This window comes from Streptomyces sp. GL_148 (genome assembly GCF_057834205.1).
In genome coordinates this window covers 993,833-1,016,757 of sequence record NZ_CM174396.1, presented here as the reverse complement: position 1 = coordinate 1,016,757, position 22,925 = coordinate 993,833, and the positions used below count along the sequence as shown (strand labels likewise).

Sequence of the window (22,925 nt, the reverse complement as noted above, 5' to 3'; positions counted from 1 at the left end):
TCCTCGCCGGTCATCCGCCCGGGTGGCGCAGCGGGCCGTCCGGGTCTCGCCGCAGCTCGTCCGTGAGCACCCGCACCGCCCAGGCGGCGGCCGTGCCGGCCTCCGCCCCGTCGAGCCCCGCCTGCAGCCGCATGGCCTGCCAGGCCGGGGCGCTCACCAGCAGGTACACCACGGCGACCGCGCGGCGGCGGGCTACCGGGTCGGCCTGCGCGGTGAGCTCGGCCAGCGCCGTCTCCACCGCGTGGAACCGGTGCCTGCGGCCTTGCTCCCGCAGCGGCCGGGCCGCCTTGGAGTTCAGCATGGCGAGGATCAGTGGCGCGTGCTCGTCGTACGAGCGGTAGAGCTCCGGCGCCACGCGGCGCAGCCCGTCCAGGGTGTCCGGGTAGGACTGCAGGAGCACGTGCAGATTCTCCTGGGCCCACCCGCTCCAGGCCGCGAAGAGCGCCTCCCTGGTCGGGAAGTGCCGGTAGACGGTGCGGACGGCGACGCCTGCGCGCTCCGCCACGAGCGGGATGGTCAGCTCCTGGACGCCTTCGTCGGCGATGGCCTCGGTGAGCGCGGCGAGGATCAGCTGCCGGGTCTGCTCAAGCTGTCCGGCACGCAGCGGACTCTCGTACGCGCGCTTCTCTTTCATGGCACGGTGACCGTACTCCAATTCACAGCAAACTGTCAAGAAACGGTATGAATACCCCCCAAGGGGGTGGGATCATCCGCTGTCGGCTGCCCGTGTCCAGCTCACGGCGTAGTACAGCAGCCGCGCGTCCTCGCCGGCCGGGAGCATGCCGGCGGCGGTCATGACGTGCTGCGAGGCCGTGTTCTCCCGGTCGGTGTCGCCCGACACCGAGACCGCCCCGTGAGCGCGGGCGTGCTCCAGCAGGGCCCGCAGGGCCTCGGCGGCGTAGCCCCGGCCCCGCACGGCGGGAACCAGCCCGTAGCCGACGGTCACTCCGCCCGCCTCGTCGGCAGGACCGTGAAACCCCGCGCCGCCGATCAGCAGTCCGTCGGACCGGCGCTGGATCTCGAACGCCCCGTACGGTGCCGGATCGCCCGTAGCGGCCAGCACCCGCAGATACCGCTCGGCCCCGGCCCGGTCCCCGTCGTCCGGATAGCCCTCGGCCCAGCGGTAGCGGTCTTGCGGCCCCGGTGGCCCGACGGCCAGCCGCCGGGCCCGATCCGCGTCCAACGGGAGAAGCGCGAGGCGTCGCGTCAGGATGGGTTCCATCCTCCAGGAGATATCAGCCCCGCTCCGCGTACCGCATCCGGATTCCGGCACGCCTCCGGCGCCTCCCCGGCCGCCCGTTGTCGCTTCGATACCTGTTCGCAACAGGTTCGATTGCTCCAACTCCCGCTCCCGGGCGTCACATTCAGCACCGATGACGTTCGAGGGAGACGGTATGGAGCCCCACGAGGACCGCACGCCCGGCGCGCCCCGCACGCCCAGTACCCCCGGCCCGTCCCGCAGGGGCCGCCCGGCCCGGCGGAGAACCTACGGCAGACTGACCGCCGCGCTCCTCGCCGGCGGCCTCCTGCTGACCGGCTGCGGAGGCGGCGGCCCGAACCGCACCGCCGACGGGGAGTGGAAGGGCGGCGACTCCAGACCGCGGCCGTCCGCCACCCGTCCCGGCGGGGAAGGCACCGAAAGCGCGGAAGGGGAGAGCGACGGGCGGCGCCCCACCACACCGCCCGCCGATTACCTCTCCACCTTCGCGCTCGACGTGGACACCGCCAGCTACGGGTACGCCCGCCGCACCCTCGCGGACGGCAAGCTCCCCGACCCCGCCACCGTGCGCCCCGAGGAGTTCGTCAACAGCTTCCGGCAGGACTACCGGGAGCCCGACGGCGACGGCTTCTCCGTCACCGTCGACGGGGCCCGCACCACCGAGGCGAACTGGTCCCTGGTCCGCGTCGGCCTCGCCACCCGGGTCGGGAACGGCGGGGCGGACGGCGCGGAGGCCCGGCCGCCCGCGGCGCTCACCTTCGTCGTGGACGTCTCCGGTTCCATGGCCGAGCCGGGCCGCCTCGACCTCGTCCGCAGCTCCATGAAGCTGATGACCGACCAGCTCCGCGAAGACGACTCGGTCGCCGTCGTCACCTTCAGCGCCGCGGCCCAGACCCGGCTGCCGATGACCCGCGTCGAGGGCCACCGCGACCGGATCCACGAGGTCGTCGCAGCGCTGCGCACCGCCGACTCGACCAACGTGGAGGCCGGGGTCGTCCGCGGGTACGAGGTCGCGGTCGAGTCGCTGCGGCCCGGGGCCACCAACCGGGTCGTCCTGCTCTCCGACGCCCTGGCCAACACCGGCGCCACCTCCGCCGACACCATCCTGAACCGGATCGGCGAAGCCCGGACCAAGCACGGCATCACCCTGTTCGGCGTGGGCGTCGGCAGCGAGTACAACGACGCCTTCATGGAACAGCTCGCCGACCGGGGCGACGGGCACACCACCTACGTCTCCGACGCGGAGGGCGCCCGCAAGGTGTTCTGCGAGGACCTCCCGGCGCAGGTGCAGCTGCGGGCCCGCGACGCCAAGGCGCAGGTGGCCTTCGATCCGCAGACCGTCGAACGGTTCCGGCTCATCGGCTACGACGACCGCCGCGTCGCCGACGGTGACTTCAGGAACGACACCGTGGACGGGGGAGAGGTCGGCTCCGGCCACACCGTGACCGCCCTGTACGCGGTGCGGCTGCGCCCCGGCGCCACCGGACACCTGGCGACGGCGACGGTGCGCTGGCTGGACCCGCGCACCCGCGCGCCGCACGAGGAGTCCGGCCGGATCGAGGCGGCGGCCCTGTCGGGCGACGTGTGGACCGGGGCGTCCACCCGCTTCCAGGTCACCGCGGTGGCGGCCTACTTCGCCTCCGCCCTGCGCGAGCGCGACGGGGGCTGGGAGCGGGTGCCGGGGGCCGTCCCGCTGGGGAGCCTGGCCGGACACGCGGACCGGCTGGCCGGGACCACCGAGGACCCGGCCGTACGCCAGCTGGCACAGGCCGTGCGCGAGTCCCGCGGTCTCACCGGCTGAGGGCCCGGCCGCTGGGCGGGCCGCCACCGCGACGGATCACGCGGCAGTACGACATCTGCGTTGTGCCTCTGCTCCCCGAATGCCGGACCAGCGCCCTGAGCGACCCCGGATGAGCCGCCCTCGGGCGGCCACGCCGGACAGCCCAGGAACCGCCCCGGCTGCAGTCCGTCATCCCTGCGGGAATAGCGGATCAAGTCTTAGCTGTTCAGTACGGCGGCCCGTACGCACAGGACGTCGGGGAGGTGCTCGGCCAGCAACTGCCAGCTGTTCCCGTCGTCCTGGCTGGCGTACAGCTCGCCGTTGCGGTTCCCGAAGTAGATGCCGGCCGGGTCCGCGTCGTCCGTGCAGAGCGCGTCCCGCAGCACCGTGCCGTAGTGGTCCCCTGCCGGCAGGCCCTTCGTCAGGGGCTCCCAGGTCGCGCCCGCGTCCTGGGTCCGGAAGACCCGGCAGCGGTGCTCCGCCGGGACGCGGTCGATGTCGGCGTTGAGCGGGAAGACGTAGGCGGTGCCGGGCCGGTGCGGGTGGGCGGCCACCGCGAAGCCGAAGTCGGAGGGCAGACCGGCGCCGATGTCCGTCCAGTGGGTCCCGGCGTCGTCGCTGCGGTACACGCCCCAGTGGTTCTGCAGGTACAGCCGGTCGGTGTCCCCCGCGTCCTGAGCGATCTTGTGCACGCACTGGCCGAACTCGGGATCCGGATCGGGCAGGAACACCGCTGAGACCCCGTGGTTGGAGGGGGCCCAGCTCGCCCCGCCGTCCGTGGTCCGGAACACCCCGGCCGTGGAGACCGCCACCGTGACCAGGTCCGGGTCGCCCGGGTCGGTGATCACCGTGTGCAGGCCCTCGCCGCCGCCGCCCGGGACCCACTTGTCCCGGGTCGGGTGCTCCCACAGGGGGCGGATCAGCTCGAAGGACTCGCCGCGGTCGGCCGAGCGGAACAGCGCGGCCGGTTCGGTCCCCGCGTAGACCACGCCGGGGGCCTCCGGGCCGGCCGGATGCAGCTGCCAGACCCGCTCCAGGGAGGCTCCGGTGTCCTCGGGGAACTTCACGGCGGCCGCGGCGGGCTCCTGCCAGGTCGTTCCCAGGTCGTCGGAGCTGAAGACGGACGGTCCCCAGTGGGTGCTGTCCCCGGCGACCAGGAGCCGGGGTGCGCCGCCGCGCCGGTCGATGGCGACGGCCGAGACCGCCTGGGCGTTGAACTGCGGCTCGCCGAACTCCCAGGTGCCGCCTGAGCCCCGGCGGCCGATGAACAGTCCCTTGCGGGTCCCCGCGAGCAGTACCACGTCGGTCATGGCCGACACCTCCGGACGTCTTTGTCCTGCACGGCAGCTTTTCCGCCAGTCTGCACCCGACCACTGACAGAGGCGGGCCGCGGCGCGCGAGCCCGCCCGGTCATACGAAGGGTCTCGTACTACGAGGGATTTCGTAGTACGGTGACTCTCGTACTTAGCGGCCGGTTCCCCGGTGCGCTTCCAGTCGCCCCTGGAGATCCCTCATGAGTGCTGCTCCCGTTTCCTTCGCCGCCCTGTTCCAGCCGTGGACCATCCGCTCGGTCACCGTCCCGAACCGGGTGTGGATGGCCGCGATGTGCCAGTACAGCGCCGCGCCCTCCGGCCCGGACGCCGGCGTGGCCCACGACTGGCACTTCGCGCACTACGCGGCCCGCGCCACCGGCGGCGCCGGCCTCATCATCCAGGAGGCCACGGCCGTCGCCCCCGAGGGGCGGATCTCGCCGTACGACCTCGGCATCTGGAACGACACCCAGGTCGAGGCGCTGCGCCGGATCACCTCCTTCGTCAAGAGCCAGGGCGCGGTCCCCGGCATCCAGCTCGGTCACGCCGGCCGCAAGGCCTCCACCGACCGCACCTGGAAGGGCGGGCAGCCCGTGGGTCCCGAGGCGCACGGCTGGCTGCCCAGCGCCCCGAGCCCCGTGCCGTTCTCCGAGGACCACCAGGTCCCGCACGAGCTGACGGCCGGTGAGATCCGGGACGTCGTGGAGCAGTTCGCGGCCGCCGCCCGGCGCTCGCTCGCCGCCGGCTACCAGGTCGTCGAGATTCACGGTGCCCACGGCTACCTGATCGGCGAGTTCCTCTCCCCGCACACCAACAAGCGCACCGACGAGTACGGCGGCTCCTTCGAGAACCGCGCCCGCCTCGCCCTCGAAGTCGTCGACGCCGTACGGGCGGTGTGGCCCGAGGAACTCCCGCTGTTCTTCCGGATCTCCGCCACCGACTGGCTGGAGGAGGACGGCTGGACCGCGGACGAGACCGTCCGGCTGGCCGGGCTGCTCGAGCAGCACGGCGTGGACCTCCTCGACGTCTCCACCGGCGGCCTCGCCCCCGGAGTGACGATCCCGGTCGGACCCGGCTACCAGGTGCCCTTCGCGGCCCGGGTCAAGACCGAGACCACCCTTCCGGTCGCCGCCGTGGGCCTGATCACCGAGCCGGAGCAGGCCGAGAAGATCCTGGCCAACGGCGAGGCCGACGCCGTCCTGCTGGGCCGCGAACTGCTGCGCGACCCGTTCTGGGCCCGCCGCGCGGCCGCCGAGCTCGGCGCGGAGATCCGTACGCCCGAGCAGTACCACCGCTCCTGGTGAACCGGTGCGGCGCGGGGACGGGGGTCCCGCGCCGCACCCGCCGTTCGGCTCCGCTCCTACGATGGTTCTCGTACGATGGAGGCGGAGACCAGGCATCACCCAGCGAGTGGAGTACGGACATGACGGAACGTGACGCGGCCCGTGTCCTCGCCCACCCCGAAGCCGCCGAGATCCGGCTCGAAGGGGTCCTGCACGCCCTCTCGGACCCGGTCCGGCTGTCCATCGTCCGCGATCTCGCGGCCACGGACGCCGAGTTGGCCTGCTCTTACTTCGAGCTCCCGGTCACCAAGTCCACGACCACGCACCACTTCCGCGTCCTGCGCGAGAGCGGGGTCGTGCGCCAGTGCTACCGCGGCACGGCCAAGCTGAACGGGCTGCGCCGCGCCGAGCTGGCGGAGCTGTTCCCCGGGCTCCTCGACGGCGTCCTCGCGGCGGCCGCCGCCGAGCAGGCGCGCGACCACGGCTGAGGCGGACCCCGGCTGAGGCGGACCCCGGCCCGGGGGGTCAGTCGGTGCCGTCCGCCGCCGCGAGCAGGCCCTCCCAGTCCGGGATCTTGACGGAGCGCCGGCCCAGGGAGCGCCCCAGTTCCGCCTCCGCCGTCTCGATGGCCAGCCACCCCGGCCACCGGACCGGTCGCAGCCCGGCCTCCCGCAGGGCCTCCAGCGGGTCCCGATCCCGGTCGCGACGGGCCAGCGCCCCCGCGTCCTGGAGCAGGGAGGAGGCCGTCTCCTTCGCGCAGGGCCGGTTGGTGCCGATGACCCCGGTCGGGCCGCGCTTGATCCAGCCCGCCACGTACTCGCCCACGGAGGCGCGGCCCTCCCGGAGCACCCGGCCCGCCGCGTGCGGGACCGTACCGCGCCGCTCGTCGAAGGGCAGGCCGGGCAGCGGCACGCCCTGGTACCCCACCGAGCGCAGGACCAACTGCGCCGGGACGTCCTCGTAGACCCCCGTGCCGGTGACCCCGCCCAGGCCGTCGGGGGCCGTCCGCTCGAACCGCATCCCGGTGACCCGGCCGTCCGGCCCGCCGAGCACCTCCACCGGGCGCAGGAAGAACCGCAGCGCGATCCGCCGCGCCCCGCCGCTAGCCGGAGCCGTCGCCCAGCCGCGCAGCACCTCCACGTTGCGCCGGTTCACCGCGGGCAGGGCCGCGCCCGGGTCCGCGTACGCCGGGTCGAGGGCCAGCTCCGCCGGGTCGGCAGTTGCGTCCACGCCCGGCAGCGTGCCCAGCTCGCGCAGCTCCTTGGTGGTGAACTTGCCCTGCGAGGGCCCGCGCCGGGCCACCATGTGGACCGCGCGCACCGCACTGTCGCCGAGCGCACCCAGGGCCGGCTGCGGCATGTCGGTGGGGGTCAGCTCCGGTACGCCCCGGGCCAGGATCCGCGTCACGTCGACCGCCACGTTCCCGGCGCCGACCACGATCGCCGAATCCACCCCGGGCAGCCCGAAGGCCTCGGCCGCGGCGTCCGGATGGCCGCTGTACCAGGCCACGAAGGCCGTGGCGGAGTGCACCCCGGCGAGGTCCTCGCCGGGGATGCCGAGCATCCGGTCCCGGGCCGCGCCGACGCAGTACACCACCGCGTGGTACAGCTCCAGGAGCCGGGCGGTGGGCAGCGCGTCCCCGCCGACCTCGACGTTCCCGAGGAAGCGGATCCGCTCGTCCTCCAGCACGGTGCGCAGGCTGCCCTGCAGGGACTTGATCTTCTCGTGGTCGGGGGCCACCCCGTAGCGCACGAGCCCGTACGGGGCCGGCAGCCGGTCGAGCACGTCGACCCGGATCCCCGGCACCTCACGCTGCTGTACGAGTGTCTGTGCGGCATAGACCCCGCTGGGGCCCGATCCGACGACGGCGATACGAAGCACGGCGGAGCTCCTCCCGCAGGTGTTCCCAGCATGACACCGGGTGCCGGGGCCGTCAGCCCATCGCGCGCATCCGGTGGATCTCGGCGCTCTGGGTGGCCGCCACCTCGTTGGCCATCTCCTCCACGGCGGTGTTGTTGCCCGAGGCCAGGACCTCGCCCGCCATCTTCAGGGCGCCCTCGTGGTGGGCGGTCATCAGAGCGAGGAAGAGCCGGTCGAAGTCGGCCCCCCTGGCCGCTGTCAGCTCCCCCAGCTGCTGCTCGGTGGCCATGCCGGGCATCGTCGCGTGGTCGTGGCCCCCCGGGCCGGCGGTGGGCGCCGGGTTGCGGGCCGCCCATCCCTCCATTGCGCCGATCTCGGGCTTCTGTGCGGCCGCGATCCGCTCGGCGAGCCGTTTGACCCCGTCGGCCGCGGCCCGGTCCGGAGCGAGGGCGCTCATGGTCAGTGCCTGCCCGTGGTGTTCGATCATGTTCCGTACGTACGCTCGGTCCGCCGCGTTGGGGGTGTCGTCGGGCAGCTCCTTCGCCGCCTGTTCGGGGGAGATGGTGCGCGCCTTCTCGCCGGGTTTGCCCGGGGCGATCACCATCGGCTTGCCGTCGGCCGCCGCGCCGTCCGTCCCACCGCCGTCGGTGCAGCCGGTGAGGGGGAGCAGGAGCCCGACGGTCAGGGCCGCTCCGACGATTCGCCCGAGTGAGACTTTCGCCATGTCCATGCAAAGGACCATACTGCCGGGGTCCACGTTCCGTTCCCACCACGGGCGGAACCGATCGGACTCATGGGAGGGCACAGTGACCTCGATGCACACCAGCAGACGGCGCGGATCCCTGGGAGTGGCCGCAGCCGCGGCCGGACTCCTCACCACGTTACTGGCGGCCGGACCCGCGGCCGCCACCCCCGACCCGGGAGACCTGCTCCCGGGCGCGGGTACGTCGCAGAGCGCCGCCACCGCGGCCGACGCGGGCCGGGAGTTGGCGCCGGGCGAGATACCGGGCCAGGACGAGATCGTCCACAGCGGGAACATCAAACCCCTGGCCAACATCCCCAGTTCCAACCCGGCCGTCATCAACTCCGACATGGCGTTCCAGGGCAAGTACGCCTACGCGGGCAGCTACAACGGCTTCACGATCTATGACATCGGCAACCCCAAGGCGCCGAAGAAGGTCACCGAAGTCCTGTGCCCCGGCGGGCAGAACGACATCTCGGTCGACGGGGACCTGCTCTTCCTGTCCACCGACTCCTCGCGCAGCGACGACTCCTGCAACAGCGTCTCGCAGCCCGCCACGGAGAAGTCCTCGTGGGAGGGCATCAAGATCTTCGACATCAAGGACAAGAAGAACCCCAAGTACATCAAGTCCGTCGAGACCCCGTGCGGCTCCCACACCCACACGCTGGTGCCGGGCGGCCGGGACGCCTACCTCTACGTCTCCTCATACAGCCCGAACGACGCCTTCCCCGACTGCAAGCCGCCGCACGACGGCATCTCGGTCGTGAAGGTCCCCAAGAAGAGCCCCACGCAGGCCGCGGTCGTGGCCTTCCCGATCCTCTTCCCGGACGGCGGCAACCCGGGCGCGCCCACCAACCCGGGCGTCTCCAAGACCACGGGCTGCCACGACATCACCGTGCTGCCCTCCAAGGACCTCGCCGCGGGCGCCTGCATGGGCGACGGCATCCTCTTCGACATCAGCAACCCCGAGGAGCCGCGCGTCATCGACCGGGTTCAGGACAACGTGAACTTCGCGTTCTGGCACTCGGCCACCTTCAACGAGCGGGCGAACAAGGTGGTGTTCACCGACGAACTGGGCGGCGGTGGCGGCGCCACCTGCAACGAGGCCACCGGCCCCAACCGGGGAGCCGACGGCATCTACGAGATCACCGGCCAGGGTGACCAGCGCAAGCTCGTCTTCAAGAGCTACTTCAAGATCCCGCGCCTGCAGGCCGACACCGAGAACTGCGTGGCCCACAACGGCTCGCTGATCCCGGTCGGCGGCGGCCGCGACATCATGGTCCAGGCCTGGTACCAGGGCGGCATCTCCGTCTGGGAGTTCACCGACTCCACCAGCCCGAAGGAGATCGCCTACTTCGAGCGGGGCCCGCTGACCACCGACAAGCTCGGCCTCGGCGGCTCCTGGTCCGCGTACTACTACAACGGGCACATCTACTCGAACGACATCGTCAAGGGCCTCGACGTGCTGAGGCTCGACGACTGGCGCACCGACAGCGCCAAGTGGGTGTGGCTGGACCGGCTCAACGTGCAGAGCCAGCCCGCCTACCACTAACGGGGCGAGGGAAACGTCCCGCCGGGCGGTCCACCGTCCGGCGGGACACCCGACTCCCAGTCCAGCCCGTACCGCTGGAACAGCTCGGCCCGCAGCCGGGCCGCCGGCATCGGCGCGCCCGGCAGCAGCACCGCCACCACCGCGCCCATCAACAGAGCCCGCAGCAGCGGGTAGTCGGTGTCCACGTTCGCCGATCCGTACCGTACGACGGTGTCCCGCAGCAGCTCCGCGAGCCGCTGCTGCTCGGCGCACTGGACGAATCCCTCCGCCTGCAGGATCCCCGCCATGTGCGTCCGCATCAGCCGGGGCTGGTCCCGGGCCAGCCCGAGGATCGCGTCGATGGCCCGGGCCAGGCGCTCCCGGCCGGCGTCGGGCCCCTCGGGCCGCGGCTCCCGCTCCAGCGCCGCCTCCAAGGTGAGGTGCATCAGCCGGTGCACGGCGGACTGTAGGAGCTGGCGCTTGCCCGGGAAGTAGTACGACACCAGGCCGCGGGCGGCTCCGGCCCGGTCGGCGATGTCCCCGAGCGTGGTGGCCTCGAAGCCGCGCTCCGCGACCAGCTCGACCGTGGCCTGCAGCAGCCGCTCCCGGGAACGCCTGCGCAATTCTTCATTGACCGATGCGCTGCGCGGGGACATGCTTGCTCCTGCGTTGACTGGCTCGCAGCCAGTATACTCAGCGCGCCGGACCGCCTGCTCTGGGCGACACGGGGGATCGCCCAGAGCAGGCACCGTCCGAGACCGTGACCGTCAGGGCCACGAGCACCGAGCCCAGCAGCCAGCCCGCCAGGACGTCCGAGAACCAGTGGACGCCGAGGTAGACCCGGGTGAAGCCGACCCCGAGGACCGAGACCGCGGCCAGCAGCATCGCCAGGGCCGGGACGGACCGCGTGAACGGATGCGCGGACGGGCGCGGGAACGGCCCTGCGGACGGGCGCGCGACCAGCCACACCAGCAGACCGCAGACCACCGTCGCCGTCAGGGCGTGTCCCGACGGATAGGCGGCGTAGTCCGCGGAGGCGACCGGATCCGGCCATACCGGCCGCTCCCGCCCCATCAAGACCTTCAGCCCCTGAGTGGCCGCCGTGGCCGCGAGGGTGGCCAGGGCGATCCGCAGCGCGCACCGGCCCTCGCCGCGCCACCACAGCCACACGCAGGCCGCGCCGGCCAGGGCCCGCATGGCCCACGGATCCCAGACCCAGTCGGTGAGCACCCGCATCAGCCGGGTGACCGCGGGATGGGAGACGGCGTAGGAGTGCAGCCCCCGGGAGATCCGGCCGTCGAAGGACAGGAGCGGGCCCCAGCTGACGGCCACCAGGACCGTCAGCACGGCCACTGCGGCGGACAGCGCGCACACCAGGGGGGTCCGCAACCGTACGTGATCGCTCCGCATCCGCCGATCCTCGCACCCGCCGCCGCCGATGCTCCGTAAGGGCGACGGCCCCGCCACATTCGGCGGGAGGCCGCCCTCAGGCCGCCTAGGCGAGCGCGCCCAGCCCCGGTCCGAACGCCACCAGCAGCGGAACCGCCGGAGCCAGCGTCGCCAGGGCCGTCAGCCGCATCCGGCGCACGGCCGACAGACGGGGCGCGGCCGCCAGCAGCCGCCGGACCCGCTCGGGAACGTGCGCGTCCGGCGCGGGGGACGGGCCGAAGACCCCGCGGTCCTCGTTCAGGCCGATCAGGGCCAGGGCGGTGGTCAGGCGCCCGTAGCGCCGCGAGGCCACGTCGTCGGCCGCCAGCTCCACCAGCCGGTGCATCTGCGCCTCGAACGCTGCGAAGACCGGGACCCGCGGGAACCCCCCGGACAGCGCCCGCGAGCAGTGCAGCAGCCAGTCGTGCCGGGCCGCCGCGTGCCCCTGTTCGTGGGCCAGTACGGCGTCCAGCTGACTCCCCTTGAGCCGGCCCAGCGCCGCCGTCGTGACCACCAGCCGCGGGGCCGGACCCGGCAGCCACCAGCTGTCGGGCCGCTGCCCCTCCAGGACCACGAGCCGGGCCCCGGAGGCCTGCTCCCCGGGCAACAGGGGGGCCCGCAGCGACAGTTCGGCGCCCTGCGCGCGGCGCCGGGCGCGGGCCCGCAGGATTTCCCGGGCCAGCATCGCGCCGGTCCACAGCCCGCCGCCCGCCAGTGCGACGGCGGTGCCCGCGGCCCAGAGCCCGCCCGCGGCGTCCAGCGCGTAGGCGTCGACCACGCCGTGCGGAGCCGCGGCGAACAGCCCGCCCCGTACGGCCTGCCAGGCGGCGGCCGCGCTCAGCAGCATGGACAGCGCGAGGCACAGCAGGACGGCGCCCACCACGCACTGCCAGGTCCACAGGGCCACGACGGGTTCACGCTCGGGCCATCGGGCCCGGGCCAGCAGGCGGGGTGCGAGCACCGCGGTCAGGGCGCCGAGCAGCAGGAGAACGGCGGGGACCATCATGGGCCTCAGCCTAGGAGCGTGCGACTACCTGCGGGTATGGTCCGGGCCAAGGGTGACGGACGACACGTTTGCCCGGCCCGCCCGCGACCTCACATCGCGAGCAGCATCGCCAACATCCCCATTCCCATGGCCAGTCGGCAGGCACGGATCACTTCCGCCGGTCCGGCGGGGGCTCCGGGGCCGCCCGAGCCGGGCGCGCCGCCCGTGCCGCCCGTCCCGCGCGCGCCGCCCGCGCCCCCGACCGTGACCAGCCGGGCGCCGCCCAGCACCACGTACCCGGCGTAGTAGACGAGCAGCAGGCCCGTGAGCAGCGGCAGCCCGGCGCCCTGCCCGTGGGCGTGGGCGTGGGCGGAGGACCCCGTCCCCGAACCAGTCCCCGCGGCCAGCGCCATGTAGACCATGGTCAGCGACCCCACCAGATGGTGCGCGTGGTGCGGTCCTCCGCGCAGCAGCCACAGTGCGTGCAGCGCCGCCCCGCAGAAGAACACGCCCAGCACGGGCGCCTGCCAGCCGCCGCCCAGCCGGAGCGGCACCGCCATCAGGGCCATGCCGAACCCCATCGCCGCCTCCCCGGCCGCCGCTCCGCCGCCGGCTCTGCCCGCGCGCCGCAGACAGTACGCGCCGCTCACCGCGCAGAGCAGGACGAGGAGCCAGGCGGAGACGGAGGTGGAGAGGGACGTGGCGGGACCGTGCACGGCGGAACCTCCCGGTTCGTCGGGTTCACCGGAAGAGATGCCCCCTTCACAGGGCCATCACGCCGGGCGGGGTTAGGCTCTGCGTGACCACCGCACGCAGCACGTCGCACGACCTCGCGCAGAACGGAGCCCTCGATGCCGAGCGCCGCCCCCCACGCCCTGACCTATCGCAGCGCCGTGGAGGCGGACATCCCGGCGCTCGTGGCGCTCGTGGAATCGGCGTACCGGGGAGACTCGAGCCGCGGGGGATGGACCACCGAGGCGGACTTCCTGGACGGGCAGCGGACCGACGCCGAGGACGTGGCCCGGATCGTCGGGCACCCCGAGGGCATGCTCCTCGTCGTGGAGCGTGCCGGCGAGATCGTCTCCTGCTGCCACCTCGAACACCGGGGAGACCACGTCTACTTCGGCATGTTCGCCGTCCGCCCCGGACAGCAGGGCGGCGGACTGGGCAAGGAGGTCATGGCGGAGGCCGAGCGCCGCGCCCGCGAGCAGTGGGCGGCCAAGGAGATGCGGATGAGCGTGATCAACGTACGGGAGGAGCTCATCGCCTTCTACGTGCGCCGTGGTTACGAGCGCACCGGCGAGATGAGCCCCTTCCCCTACGGGGACGAGCGGTTCGGCGTCCCGCTCCGCGACGACCTGGCCTTCGAGCTGCTGGTGAAGCCGCTGTAGTCGGGGGCTGGGCGGGGCTGGGCGGGGCCCACGGGTCGTCCGTGGGCCGACCGCCGACCGCTGTCCGCCGACCGCTGTCCGCTCCGCTTCGCGCGGACCGTCGTGCGCGGTCCTCAGGCGGTGAAGCGGCCCGTGGAGCGGATCTCCGGGAAGTCGGTGAGCACGCCGTCGAGTTCGAGGGCCCGCGCGAGGCGCAGCCGCTCCAGCGTGTTGACCGTCCACCCCGTCACGCGCAGTCCGGCCTCGTGCGCCGACTCCACGGTGTGCAGGGTGAGGTGGCCGATGTTGAGGGCCACCGTTTCCGCGCCCGCGAGGGCCGCCCGGGCGACGATCTCCCCGGCCTCGGCCGGGGTCTGGTTCGCGTGGAGCACGGTCCGTACGCCCGGCACCAGTCGGGCCGCCTGCACGAGCACCTCGTCGCGGACGGAGGCCACTTCCACCCGGCCGGTCAGATCGCGGCGCAGCATCAGCTCCGCGAAGGGTCCGACGGCGGCGAGGTCGTGGACCTGGATCCGCAGCGGGGCGCGGACCGCGTCGAGGACCTCGTCCAGGACCGGCACGTGCTCGCCGTCCCCGGCGTCCAGCTCGCGCAGTTCGGCCAGCGTCAGATCGGCTACGGCTCCCGAACCGTCGGTGGTCCGGTCGACCTCGGCGTCGTGCAGGACGACGAGGGCGCCGTCCTTGCTGAGCCGCACGTCCAGCGCGACGACGTCCATGCCGGAACGTTCCGCGCGGACGAACGACCGCAAGGTGTTCTCCGGTTCGACACCCATGACCCCGCGGTGCCCGATGGTGAGGAAAGTCAAGGTTCTCATCCTTCCGTCGACGGCGGCTCCCCGCGCGGTCGCGGTGTCCCGACCGGCCGCGCGCGATGTGAGGACGCATGCTAGTGCGCCCCGCGTGCGATGGAACCGCCCGTGCGGGGCCTCCGCAACGCCGTCCGGCCGCTTCCGGACGGGCCCGCCGGGGGCTGGGGAGCCCCCCGCGCGGCCCGCGCGGTCACCCGGGGGTGGGCGCGTCCCCGCCGGCTTGACGTTCCTGCCCGCCGAGGCCCTCCAGGTCCGCCAGCAGCGCCCGCGTCAGCTCCAGTTCGGCCAGGTGCTGGCGCTCGCTCCAGCGCAGGGCGAGCACCGGGAAGGCCCAGTCGGGCTCGGCGGCCGCGTGCGCCATGGCCTCCCGTACGGAGGTCAACTCCTCGGTGGTGCGCTCCAGATGCTCCGTCACCATCCCGCGCAGCCGCTCCGGCTCGGCCAGGTGGCCGAGCCAGACCCGCAGCAGCAGCCCGTGCTTGAGCACCGGGGGACCCGCCTCGGCGACGTCCGAGGCCCAGCCGGCCAGCGCCTCACGCCCGGCGGGGGTGATGCCGTAGCGGCGCTTGGCCCGCGCCTCCTCGGGCCCCGAGCGCACGGAGGCCGCGTAGCCGAGTTCCTCCAGGCGGCGCAGTTCGGCGTAGATCTGGCTGATGGCCGGGGACCAGTAGAAGAAGCGCAGCGAGGAGTCCGCCCACTTCTTCAACTCGTAGCCGGTCCGCTCCCCGGGGAAGGACAGCAGACCGAGAACCGCCCACGCGGTCGGTGGAAGCTCTTGCTTCTTCGACGTCTGACTACTAGTCATATTTCGAATAGAAGTGAGACCGGGTACGGGACGCAACCCTGGAGGCATAAGTGAAGTTCTCCGTCATCTTCGAGGCACAGCTGGCCGACCCGACCGTGGAGCGCGAGCACCAGGTCATCCGTGACTGCGTGGAGCAGGCGGTGCTCGCCGAACAGATGGGATTCGACCGGATCTGGGCCGTCGAGCACCACTCCCTGAAGTGGTACGCGCACATGTCCGCCCCGGAAATCTTTCTTAGTTTCGTCGCGGCTCGGACGAACACCATACGCATCGGGCACGGAGTCGTGTGCATGCCCTTCGCCTTCAACCACCCCGTCCGGGTCGCCGAGCGGGCCGCGATGCTCGACCTGCTGTCCGGCGGCCGGGTCGACCTCGGGGCCGGGCGGGGCGGGACCGTGCAGGAGACCTCGCTGTGCGGGGTGGACAGGGACCGCACCACGGCGGAGGTCGAGGAGGCGCTGCGGATCATCGGGAAGGCCTGGCAAGAGGAGGAGCTGGAGTACCACGGGGAGCTCATCGACATCGATCCGCACCCGATCCTGCCGCGGCCGAACCAGCGGCCCCATCCGCCGCTGTTCCTCGCATGCAGCCGCGCCGAGACCCTGGTGCAGGCCGCGGAGCTGGGCGTCGGGGCGCTCGTGATGGGATTCGCCGGGCCGGAGTCCATCGCGGGGATGCGCTCCGTCTACGACGCCGCGATCGCCGGCCGGGACGGCGGCCGCTTCGTCTCCACGGCCGTCAACGACCACTTCTCGGTGCTCTGCCCGACGATCGTGCTCGACGACCCCGAGGAGGCCCGGCGGATCGGGATCCGGGGACAGCGGTTCTTCGCGCAGTCCATCGGTCACTGGTACGGCGGGGCGGGGGTGCCGGACGAGGCGGTGGTCGCGGGCGCCGACGAGGGGGCGGAGATGCGCAGGGCGGCCGAGCAGGTGGTGGCCCGGCTGCACGAGCAGGACATCCCCGTACGGCCCACCGCCACGGACACCTTCAACGCGGACCACGCCTACGGGAGCGCGGACGAGGCGATCGCATACGTGGAGCGGCTGCGGGAGGCGGGGGCCGACGAGATCATGTGCCTGATCCAGATGGGCACCGTGCCGCAGGAGGCCTGTCTGGAGACCCTGCGGCAGTGGGGCGAGAAGTCATCCCGCACTTCGCGAACCAGCGGGCGTAGGGGCCGGCGCCGTGACGGATGTGACGTCTGGGGCTGCTGCGGCCGACGGGAGCGCTGGGGCCGCTCGGGCCGATGGGGCCGCTTGGGCCGATGGGGCCGCTTGGGTCGATGGGGCTGACCGGGTCGATGGGGCCGCCCGGGCCGACTGCCTCGACGGCCCCGCCCGCCTCGACGGCCCTGTCCGGGGTGACCGCCTCGACCCCGCCGCCCGTCCCCACGCCGACGCGCTGGCCTCCCTCTTCCCCGACCTCGGGGGCCGCGTCACCGACGCCGACGAGGCCCGCCGGATCCTCGCCGCCCTGCCCCGGGCGGCCCGGCCGGCCGTCGTGGGCGCCGTGGAGGACCGGGAGGTACCCGGGCCGGCCGGGGCGCCGCCCGTCCCCGTACGCGTCTACTACCCGGACCCGGAGCGGTGGCCGGGGCCACGGCCGACCGTGGTGTTCTGCCACGGTGGCGGCTGGGTCCTGGGTGACCTCGACAGCTACGACGCCACCGCCCGGGCGCTCTGCCGGGCCTCCGGCGCCGTCCTGGTCTCCGTGGACTACCGGCGGGCGCCCGAGGCCCGCTTCCCCGCCGCCGTCCGCGACGCGTACGCCGCCCTGTGCTGGGCCGGCACGCACCTCGACGAGCTCGGCGGGGACCCGGACGCACTGGTGGTGGCGGGCGACAGCGCCGGCGGGAACCTCGCCGCGGCCTCCTGCCTGCTGGCGCGCGACCTCGGGGGCCCCGCCGTCGCCCTACAGGCGCTGATCTACCCGTGCCTGGACGTCGCCCGGGACACCGGGTCCTACCGGAGCAACGCCGAGGGCTACTTCCTGACCGCGGCGCACCTGCGCTGGTTCTGGGAGCAGTACCTGGGCCCCGACGGCGACGGCGGCGATCCGCTGGCCTCCCCGCTCGCCGCGGACCCGACGGGGCTGCCACCCGCGTACGTGGTGGTCGCCGGCTGCGATCCGCTGCGGGACGAGGGGGAGGCGTACCACCGCCGGCTGCTCGGCGCCGGGGTCCGTTCGGCCCTCGACCTCCACCCCGGGATGTTCCACGGGTTCCTCGCGCTGGCCGGAGTGCTCCCCGAAGCCCGACAGGCCTTGGCGCGACTGGGCGAAGTCATCGACTCCACGCATAAGAACGGGAAGACTTCCGGTGAGACCAGGGGTGACGCAGGATAATTTCCCGGATCTACTCTTGAGTGGAAGAGCCTCACGCGCTTACGCTGTGCCGACGTGAGATTCTCCTGTGGAGGAAGTGACATGACGGAAACTCTTGTGCCGGGTATCGGCGGTGCCGTGATAACCGCCGGTGTACGGGTGGTGGACCACCCGGCGTGGCCCGAGCTCAAGGCCGCCGTGGAGGAGATCCGGCCCTGGCAGTCGGCCGACGGGTCCATCGACTTCGAGGTCGAGGGGCACCACGCCCGCGTCGCCGCCCCGGCCGCGGTCGAGCGCGTCATCGCGGGCATCGAGGCGCTGTCGCCGCTGCTCCCGCACGGTGAGGCATACCACCGGGCTCTCGTCGGCGACCTGCGCAAGTGGGCCGACGGCGGCTTCGGCGTGCCGGACTTCCTCGACTCCCTGCTGGCCTTCGCCCCGGCCGCCGAGCGCGCCGACGGGCTCCAGCACCTCGTGGTCTTCCCGATGTACACGCAGAACGGCAACCCGGACCGCAACCTCGAGGCCGTCGTGCTGAAGATGGTGTGGCCCGAGTGGCTCTCCGAGCTGGAGCGCACCCGGTACGACAACCCGCTCTTCCTCGGCATCACCTTCGAGGACTTCACCCCGGGCTACGACACGCACTCCGCCGTGCTCTTCCCGGAGACCATCGCGGTGCGTGAGGCCCCCGAGCGCTTCACCTGGGGCGGCATCTTCTGCGACCGCGAGGCCGCCCGCTACCGCAAGGTCACCGAGGCCGCCGTGGACATCCTGGGCATCGAGCTGCCCGAGGACATCGCCCGGATGGTCGAGGACCAGGAGCGCTGCGAGAAGGCCTTCGTCCTGTGGGACATGGTCCACGACCGCACCCACAGCCACGGCGACCTGCCGTTCGACCCCTTCATGATCAAGCAGCGCCAGCCGTTCTGGATGTACGGCCTGGAAGAGCTGCGCTGCGACCTCACCGCCTTCAAGGAGGCCGTGAAGCTGGAGTCCGAGGGCAACGAGCACGGCCGTGACGTGCAGTACGCCGTCCTCTTCGACCGGATGTTCCGCTTCCCGGTGTCCGGCGACCGCAACCGGAACTACGACGGCCTCGGCGGCCAGCTCCTCTTCGCGTACCTCCACAAGCACGACGTCGTGCGCTGGACGGACAACAAGCTGAAGATCGACTGGATGCGTGCCCCGCAGGTCACCAACCAGCTGTGCGCCGAGATCGAGGACCTCTACCGGGCCGGCATCGACCGCCCGAAGCTCGTCCACTGGTTCAAGGCCTACGACCTCGTCGCCGAGTACCTCGCCCCCCACCCGGGATCCAGGTGGGCCAAGGGTCCCGACGCCCTGGACCTGACGCAGCCGCCGCGCAAGCTCGTCGACGACGTGCTTCCGGACGAGTTTCCGCTCAGCATGTTCTATGAGGCCCTCGCCAAGAAGCTCAAGGGCGTGATCGCCTCGACCAAGGGCATCACCGCCCTCAATGGCGAGCAGGCCGAGCGGGTCGCCGCGTGACCACTCGCCCACAGGAGGCTGCACAGATGAACGGCTCCGGTAACGGGAACGGGAAGCTCCATGGAGCGGTAGTGGCAGTGGCGGGGGCCGGCGGGCCCGCCGGCCGCGCCACCCTGCTCCGCCTCGCCGAGGCGGGAGCCGTGGTCGTCGCCTCCGACGCCGACGCGGCCCGCCTCGCCGAGGCCGTGGACGCAGCGCGCTACGCCCACGGCGGCGCCACCATCACCGGTGACACCGTCGACCTGCTCGACCTGGACGCCACCAAGGCCTGGGCCGAGCAGACCGAGAAGGAGTTCGGCCGCATCGACGGCCTGGTCCACCTCGTCGGCGGCTGGCGCGGCAGCAAGACCTTCACCGACGTCGACCTCGCGGACTGGGCCTTCCTGGAGAAGCTCCTCATCCGCACCGTCCAGCACACCTCGCTCGCCTTCCACGACGGGCTGCTGCGCAGCGACCGCGGGCGCTACGTCCTGGTCAGCCAGTCCGGTGCGCACAAGCCGGTCGCCAACAACGCCGCGTACAACGCGGGCAAGGCGGCGGCCGAGGCCTGGACGCTCGCGATGGCGGATTCCTTCCGCAAGGCGGGTGGCGAGGACGGTCCGGGCGCCGCGGCTGCGATCCTGGTGATCAAGGCATTGGTGCACGACGCGATGCGCGCCGAGCGTCCCACTGCGAAGTTCGCGGGCTTCACCGACGTCAAGGAGCTGGCCGAGGCCATCGCCGGCGTCTGGGAGCGGCCCGCCACCGATGTGAACGGACAGCGCCTGTGGCTCACCCCCCAACCGTGAAGACCGGTGCCGTGAAGACCGCGATACGCAAGTCCGCGGCGAAGACCGATGCCCGCCGGCACCACGACCCGGCGGTACGCGGCTTCGCGAGCGACAACTACGCCGGGATTCACCCGGAGATCCTCGCGGCCATCGCGCTGGCCAACGGGGGCCACCAGGTCTCCTACGGCGACGACGAGTACACCGAACACCTGCAGACGGTCTTCCGCGGCCACTTCGGCCCGCACGCCGAGGCCTACCCGGTCTTCAACGGCACCGGCGCGAACGTGACGGCCCTGCAGGCACTCACCGACCGCTGGGGCGCGGTGATCTGCGCCGAGTCGGCGCACATCAACGTCGACGAGGGCGGTGCGCCCGAGCGGATGGCGGGCCTCAAGCTGCTCACCGTCCCCACGCCGGACGGCAAGCTCACCCCCGAGCTCATCGACCGGCAGGCCTGGGGCTGGGAGGACGAGCACCGGGCGATGCCGCAGGTCGTCTCGATCACGCAGAACACCGAGCTCGGCACGGTGTACACCGTGGACGAGGTCCGCGCCATCTGCGAGCACGCGCACGCCAAGGGGATGAAGGTCCACCTCGACGGCGCCCGGATAGCCAACGCCGCGGCCTCGCTCGACGTGCCGATGCGCAGCTTCACGAACGCGGTCGGCGTGGACGTGCTGTCCTACGGCGGCACCAAGAACGGGATGATGGCCGGCGAGGCCGTCGTCGTGCTGAACCCGGACTCGGTCCGGCAGATGAAGCACATCCGCAAGATGTCGATGCAGCTCGCCTCCAAGATGCGCTTCGTGTCGGTGCAGTTCGAAGCGCTCCTCGCGAAGGACCTGTGGCTGCGCAACGCCCGCCACGCCAACGCGATGGCGGAGCGGCTGGCGGCCGGGGTGCGCCAGACCGACGGGGTGGAGATCCTCTACCCGGTGCAGGCGAACGCGGTGTTCGCGCGGCTCCCGCACGAGGTCACGCGGCGGCTGCAGGAGCGCTACCGCTTCTACTTCTGGGACGAGATCGCGGGCGACGTCCGGTGGATGTGCAGCTACGACACCCAGGAGGAGGACGTGGACGGTTTCCTCCAGGCCCTCAAGGAAGAGCTGGCCCGCTAGCCCGTCCTCGAAACCGGCGTCGAATCCGAAGCCATAAATCTATAGGCATGCAGAGTGATGCATGAGTATGCTCCTGGATCATGGAATTGATCCAGGAGCATACTGACCTTGCCGCCTATCTGGCCGCCGATGAGGTGGTCGATCACGGCCATCCGCTGGTCGAAGAGACGGTCAACGCCCTGTGGACCGCCACGGGCGATGCATATTCATACGCCAAAGCGGCCTTCGAGTTCGTCCGTGACACCATCCCGCACTCCGCCGACTCCGGCGACGACCGCGTCTCGTGGCGCGCCTCCGACGTCCTGGATACGCGCAACGGGATCTGCTACGCCAAGGCCCACGCGCTGACCGCGCTGCTGCGCGCCCGGGGCATCCCGGCCGGCCTCTGTTACCAGCTCCTGGGCGACGACGACGGAGCCAACCCCGTCATCCACGGCCTCGTCGCGCTGCGCCTGCCCGGCAGTGAGGACTGGTCCCGGGTGGACCCCCGGGGCAACAAGCCGGGGGTGGACGCCCAGTTCACCCTGGACCGCGAACAACTCGCCTTCCCCGTCCGCCCGGAGCTCGGTGAGATCGACTACCCCGGGGTGTACGCGGCGGCGCATCCGGCCACGCTCAAGGCGCTCCAGGAGTCCGCGGACCGGCCGCAGTTGTGGCGGAACCTGCCGACGGGCCTGTAGCTGACGGGCCTGTAGTCGACGGGCCTGTAGTCGACGGGCCGGTGTCCGCCTCCGGGACCGCGTCAGGGACCGCGTCCCGTGCGGGGCCGCGTGCCGCCACCGCGGTGTGCAGCAGGGCCGCGGCCAGTTGCAGGGCGGCGATCGCGAGCACCAGGATCCAGGGCGGCACATCGGCCGCGAGTCCCACGAGCGCGGCGCCCGTCGACGCGGCCGTCACCTTCAGCCCGGCGCCGAGGGTGAACACCTGGGTGCGCGCCCGTGCGGGCGCGTACTCCGAGCGGATGCGCAAGGTGGCCGTCAGCAGCGGGCCGTCGCACACCCCGGCGGCCGCGAACGCCACCGCCGTGAGGGGGACGGACGGGGTGAAGGCCGCCGCCGTCAGTGCCACCCCGGTCGCCGCCATCGCCCAGCGGGCCAGTCGCCCCGGCGGCACGGACGTGATCCGGCCCAGCGTCAGGGAGCCCGTCAGGGCGCCCAGGGCGAAGGCGGTCATGAGCACCCCGCCGCCACGCGGGCTGCCCAGCGTGGTGGCCAGGAGCACCGCGGTGGTGGTGAGCGCCCCGATGCCCACGAAGGCCAGGGTCGTGGCCGAGGTGACGGCCCGCAGCTCCCGGATCCGCCACAGGGCGGCCAGTCCTGCGCCGAGCCCGGCGCGGGGTGCGCCGGGGGCGGGTCCCGGGTCCGGGTCCGCGTAGGGCAGGGTCGCCGCCAGGGCCGCCGCCAGCGCGCCGGAAGCCGCGAGCAGGGCCATCGCCGGCCCGGCCGAGCCGAAGGCCGCGACCAGACTGACGGCCGCCGGAGCGGTGACCGCGGCGCCGTTGTAGGTCGACGCGTCCCAGCCGTACGCCCGGTCGCGCTCGGGACCGGCCGGAACCAGCCCCGCCACCAGGCTCGACAGCCCGCCCGTCACCATCGGCCCGCAGGAGCCGCCGAGTACCGCCACCGCGAGCACCACCGGGGTCGGCGCCCGCCCGAGCAGGAGCGCCAGTGCCGCCATGGCCGCGGTGAATCCCGCCAGGGCCCCCACCTGGAAGAGTCGGGGCCGGCGCGACCGGGCCGCGGCGGCGCCCGCGAGCGGAGCCGCGAGCACGTGCGGGGCCAGCCAGGCGGTCAGCACGAACGCGCCGTGGGCGGCGCTCCCGGTGCGCTGGAGGGCGAGCAGCACGACGGCCATGCTCATTCCCTCGGAGGCGAAGCGCGCCGCCAGTGCGGCGGCCAAGTACCGTCCGAGCCCCGGCATCCCGGCCCCTTTCGCCAGGTGACGTGGCAGAGGGTGCGAGGTTACGCCATACGGGTGTAGGGCGAAAGCATCGCTGTTTTCGGTCAATAGGAAACTTTCCTGTCTGACATCGTTGTCAGCTTGGCATGTGCATGAGTATC

22 protein-coding genes and 1 pseudogene are annotated in these 22,925 nt (G+C 72.8%); 11 read left to right on the top strand and 12 right to left on the bottom strand.

Annotated elements, in window-relative coordinates; translation table 11 throughout:
- Positions 1-10 precede the first annotated feature (10 nt).
- Together AC3IYI_RS04620 and AC3IYI_RS04615 are read right to left on the bottom strand one after the other, a co-directional pair.
- The gene (locus AC3IYI_RS04620) at positions 11-634 is read right to left on the bottom strand and encodes a TetR/AcrR family transcriptional regulator (RefSeq protein ID WP_489408988.1); all 624 of its coding nucleotides are present in this window, start codon (positions 632-634) and stop codon (positions 11-13) included.
- Between the two features lie 72 nt (positions 635-706).
- Positions 707-1,222, bottom strand: coding sequence for a GNAT family N-acetyltransferase (locus AC3IYI_RS04615; RefSeq protein ID WP_489408987.1), 516 nt, complete (start codon positions 1,220-1,222; stop codon positions 707-709).
- A gap of 172 nt (positions 1,223-1,394) precedes the next feature.
- On the opposite strand from AC3IYI_RS04615, the gene AC3IYI_RS04610 reads away from it, so the two are divergent.
- On the top strand, positions 1,395-3,020 hold the full coding sequence (locus tag AC3IYI_RS04610) for a vWA domain-containing protein (RefSeq protein WP_489408986.1): 1,626 nt from the start codon (positions 1,395-1,397) through the stop codon (positions 3,018-3,020).
- Positions 3,021-3,217: 197 nt separating this feature from the next.
- Here the strand turns inward: AC3IYI_RS04610 and AC3IYI_RS04605 are convergent, their stop codons facing one another.
- Positions 3,218-4,309 carry a WD40/YVTN/BNR-like repeat-containing protein gene (locus AC3IYI_RS04605; RefSeq protein WP_489408985.1) on the bottom strand — a complete coding sequence of 364 codons (1,092 nt, stop codon included), beginning with the start codon at positions 4,307-4,309 and terminating at the stop codon, positions 3,218-3,220.
- A 203-nt stretch (positions 4,310-4,512) separates the two neighbouring features.
- Between AC3IYI_RS04605 and AC3IYI_RS04600 the strand changes: the two genes are divergently transcribed.
- Both AC3IYI_RS04600 and AC3IYI_RS04595 read left to right on the top strand, forming a co-directional pair.
- Positions 4,513-5,613 carry an NADH:flavin oxidoreductase/NADH oxidase gene (locus AC3IYI_RS04600; RefSeq protein ID WP_489408984.1) on the top strand — a complete coding sequence of 367 codons (1,101 nt, stop codon included), beginning with the start codon at positions 4,513-4,515 and terminating at the stop codon, positions 5,611-5,613.
- 119 nt (positions 5,614-5,732) lie between these two features.
- A complete protein-coding gene (locus tag AC3IYI_RS04595; RefSeq protein ID WP_489408983.1) occupies positions 5,733-6,080 on the top strand; it encodes an ArsR/SmtB family transcription factor in 348 nt (115 codons plus the stop codon).
- A gap of 37 nt (positions 6,081-6,117) precedes the next feature.
- On the opposite strand, the gene AC3IYI_RS04590 is transcribed toward AC3IYI_RS04595, so the two are convergent.
- Positions 6,118-7,473: an FAD-dependent oxidoreductase gene (locus tag AC3IYI_RS04590; protein WP_489408982.1), complete on the bottom strand. Its 1,356-nt coding sequence runs from the start codon at positions 7,471-7,473 to the stop codon at positions 6,118-6,120.
- A gap of 52 nt (positions 7,474-7,525) precedes the next feature.
- Positions 7,526-8,182 (bottom strand): DUF305 domain-containing protein, encoded by a 657-nt coding sequence (locus tag AC3IYI_RS04585; protein WP_489408981.1) that lies wholly within the window; start codon positions 8,180-8,182, stop codon positions 7,526-7,528.
- 85 nt (positions 8,183-8,267) lie between these two features.
- Here AC3IYI_RS04585 and AC3IYI_RS04580 point away from each other — a divergent pair, with 85 nt between their 5' ends.
- A complete protein-coding gene (locus AC3IYI_RS04580; RefSeq protein ID WP_489408980.1) occupies positions 8,268-9,746 on the top strand; it encodes an LVIVD repeat-containing protein in 1,479 nt (492 codons plus the stop codon).
- Here AC3IYI_RS04580 and AC3IYI_RS04575 read toward each other — a convergent pair.
- The 4 genes from AC3IYI_RS04575 to AC3IYI_RS04560 all read right to left on the bottom strand — a co-directional run bounded on the left by AC3IYI_RS04575 (position 9,743) and on the right by AC3IYI_RS04560 (position 12,854).
- Positions 9,743-10,381 (bottom strand): TetR/AcrR family transcriptional regulator, encoded by a 639-nt coding sequence (locus tag AC3IYI_RS04575; RefSeq protein ID WP_489408979.1) that lies wholly within the window; start codon positions 10,379-10,381, stop codon positions 9,743-9,745. The two genes, AC3IYI_RS04580 and AC3IYI_RS04575, sit on opposite strands and share 4 nt — an antisense overlap.
- Before the next feature lie 37 nt (positions 10,382-10,418).
- Complete coding sequence (locus AC3IYI_RS04570; protein WP_489408978.1) at positions 10,419-11,135, bottom strand: phosphatase PAP2 family protein; 717 nt, start codon at positions 11,133-11,135, stop codon at positions 10,419-10,421.
- Between the two features lie 85 nt (positions 11,136-11,220).
- The gene (locus AC3IYI_RS04565; RefSeq protein WP_489408977.1) at positions 11,221-12,159 is read right to left on the bottom strand and encodes a M56 family metallopeptidase; all 939 of its coding nucleotides are present in this window, start codon (positions 12,157-12,159) and stop codon (positions 11,221-11,223) included.
- 89 nt (positions 12,160-12,248) lie between these two features.
- Positions 12,249-12,854, bottom strand: a complete 606-nt coding sequence (locus tag AC3IYI_RS04560; RefSeq protein ID WP_489408976.1) for a DUF5134 domain-containing protein — start codon at positions 12,852-12,854, stop codon at positions 12,249-12,251.
- A 135-nt stretch (positions 12,855-12,989) separates the two neighbouring features.
- Here AC3IYI_RS04560 and AC3IYI_RS04555 point away from each other — a divergent pair, with 135 nt between their 5' ends.
- On the top strand, positions 12,990-13,529 hold the full coding sequence (locus AC3IYI_RS04555) for a GNAT family N-acetyltransferase (protein ID WP_489408975.1): 540 nt from the start codon (positions 12,990-12,992) through the stop codon (positions 13,527-13,529).
- A 113-nt stretch (positions 13,530-13,642) separates the two neighbouring features.
- Here the strand turns inward: AC3IYI_RS04555 and AC3IYI_RS04550 are convergent, their stop codons facing one another.
- Together AC3IYI_RS04550 and AC3IYI_RS04545 are read right to left on the bottom strand one after the other, a co-directional pair.
- Positions 13,643-14,335: a glycerophosphodiester phosphodiesterase gene (locus AC3IYI_RS04550; protein ID WP_489408974.1), complete on the bottom strand. Its 693-nt coding sequence runs from the start codon at positions 14,333-14,335 to the stop codon at positions 13,643-13,645.
- A 193-nt stretch (positions 14,336-14,528) separates the two neighbouring features.
- Positions 14,529-15,143 carry a PadR family transcriptional regulator gene (locus tag AC3IYI_RS04545; protein ID WP_489408973.1) on the bottom strand — a complete coding sequence of 205 codons (615 nt, stop codon included), beginning with the start codon at positions 15,141-15,143 and terminating at the stop codon, positions 14,529-14,531.
- Between the two features lie 50 nt (positions 15,144-15,193).
- On the opposite strand from AC3IYI_RS04545, the pseudogene AC3IYI_RS04540 reads away from it, so the two are divergent.
- From AC3IYI_RS04540 to AC3IYI_RS04515, 6 genes and pseudogenes are all read left to right on the top strand, one after another.
- A pseudogene (locus tag AC3IYI_RS04540) lies at positions 15,194-16,320 on the top strand (LLM class flavin-dependent oxidoreductase).
- Between the two features lie 11 nt (positions 16,321-16,331).
- Positions 16,332-17,489 (top strand): alpha/beta hydrolase, encoded by a 1,158-nt coding sequence (locus AC3IYI_RS04535; RefSeq protein ID WP_489408972.1) that lies wholly within the window; start codon positions 16,332-16,334, stop codon positions 17,487-17,489.
- 81 nt (positions 17,490-17,570) lie between these two features.
- A complete protein-coding gene (locus AC3IYI_RS04530) occupies positions 17,571-18,977 on the top strand; it encodes a DUF6421 family protein (RefSeq protein WP_489408971.1) in 1,407 nt (468 codons plus the stop codon).
- A 26-nt stretch (positions 18,978-19,003) separates the two neighbouring features.
- Positions 19,004-19,765 (top strand): SDR family NAD(P)-dependent oxidoreductase, encoded by a 762-nt coding sequence (locus tag AC3IYI_RS04525; protein ID WP_489408970.1) that lies wholly within the window; start codon positions 19,004-19,006, stop codon positions 19,763-19,765.
- Complete coding sequence (locus AC3IYI_RS04520; RefSeq protein WP_489408969.1) at positions 19,762-20,865, top strand: threonine aldolase family protein; 1,104 nt, start codon at positions 19,762-19,764, stop codon at positions 20,863-20,865. Before AC3IYI_RS04525 ends, AC3IYI_RS04520 begins: the two co-directional genes overlap by 4 nt.
- 80 nt (positions 20,866-20,945) lie before the next feature.
- Positions 20,946-21,545, top strand: a complete 600-nt coding sequence (locus AC3IYI_RS04515) for a transglutaminase-like domain-containing protein (protein WP_489408968.1) — start codon at positions 20,946-20,948, stop codon at positions 21,543-21,545.
- Here AC3IYI_RS04515 and AC3IYI_RS04510 read toward each other — a convergent pair.
- A complete protein-coding gene (locus AC3IYI_RS04510) occupies positions 21,481-22,785 on the bottom strand; it encodes an MFS transporter (RefSeq protein ID WP_489408967.1) in 1,305 nt (434 codons plus the stop codon). The two genes, AC3IYI_RS04515 and AC3IYI_RS04510, sit on opposite strands and share 65 nt — an antisense overlap.
- Positions 22,786-22,925 lie beyond the last annotated feature (140 nt).

What these genes read in the sequence shown, in the direction of transcription:
- AC3IYI_RS04525 (WP_489408970.1), top strand. Translation starts at nt 19,004, where the DNA reads ATGAACGGCTCCGGTAACGGGAACGGGAAGCTCCATGGAGCGGTAGTG.
- AC3IYI_RS04600 (WP_489408984.1), top strand. Translation starts at nt 4,513, where the DNA reads ATGAGTGCTGCTCCCGTTTCCTTCGCCGCCCTGTTCCAGCCGTGGACC.
- AC3IYI_RS04605 (WP_489408985.1), bottom strand. Translation starts at nt 4,309, where the DNA reads ATGACCGACGTGGTACTGCTCGCGGGGACCCGCAAGGGACTGTTCATC.
- AC3IYI_RS04615 (WP_489408987.1), bottom strand. Translation starts at nt 1,222, where the DNA reads ATGGAACCCATCCTGACGCGACGCCTCGCGCTTCTCCCGTTGGACGCG.
- AC3IYI_RS04570 (WP_489408978.1), bottom strand. Translation starts at nt 11,135, where the DNA reads ATGCGGAGCGATCACGTACGGTTGCGGACCCCCCTGGTGTGCGCGCTG.
- AC3IYI_RS04515 (WP_489408968.1), top strand. Translation starts at nt 20,946, where the DNA reads ATGGAATTGATCCAGGAGCATACTGACCTTGCCGCCTATCTGGCCGCC.
- AC3IYI_RS04580 (WP_489408980.1), top strand. Translation starts at nt 8,268, where the DNA reads ATGCACACCAGCAGACGGCGCGGATCCCTGGGAGTGGCCGCAGCCGCG.
- AC3IYI_RS04510 (WP_489408967.1), bottom strand. Translation starts at nt 22,785, where the DNA reads ATGCCGGGGCTCGGACGGTACTTGGCCGCCGCACTGGCGGCGCGCTTC.
- AC3IYI_RS04555 (WP_489408975.1), top strand. Translation starts at nt 12,990, where the DNA reads ATGCCGAGCGCCGCCCCCCACGCCCTGACCTATCGCAGCGCCGTGGAG.
- AC3IYI_RS04530 (WP_489408971.1), top strand. Translation starts at nt 17,571, where the DNA reads ATGACGGAAACTCTTGTGCCGGGTATCGGCGGTGCCGTGATAACCGCC.
- AC3IYI_RS04565 (WP_489408977.1), bottom strand. Translation starts at nt 12,159, where the DNA reads ATGATGGTCCCCGCCGTTCTCCTGCTGCTCGGCGCCCTGACCGCGGTG.
- AC3IYI_RS04595 (WP_489408983.1), top strand. Translation starts at nt 5,733, where the DNA reads ATGACGGAACGTGACGCGGCCCGTGTCCTCGCCCACCCCGAAGCCGCC.
- AC3IYI_RS04610 (WP_489408986.1), top strand. Translation starts at nt 1,395, where the DNA reads ATGGAGCCCCACGAGGACCGCACGCCCGGCGCGCCCCGCACGCCCAGT.
- AC3IYI_RS04585 (WP_489408981.1), bottom strand. Translation starts at nt 8,182, where the DNA reads ATGGACATGGCGAAAGTCTCACTCGGGCGAATCGTCGGAGCGGCCCTG.
- AC3IYI_RS04620 (WP_489408988.1), bottom strand. Translation starts at nt 634, where the DNA reads ATGAAAGAGAAGCGCGCGTACGAGAGTCCGCTGCGTGCCGGACAGCTT.
- AC3IYI_RS04575 (WP_489408979.1), bottom strand. Translation starts at nt 10,381, where the DNA reads ATGTCCCCGCGCAGCGCATCGGTCAATGAAGAATTGCGCAGGCGTTCC.
- AC3IYI_RS04545 (WP_489408973.1), bottom strand. Translation starts at nt 15,143, where the DNA reads ATGACTAGTAGTCAGACGTCGAAGAAGCAAGAGCTTCCACCGACCGCG.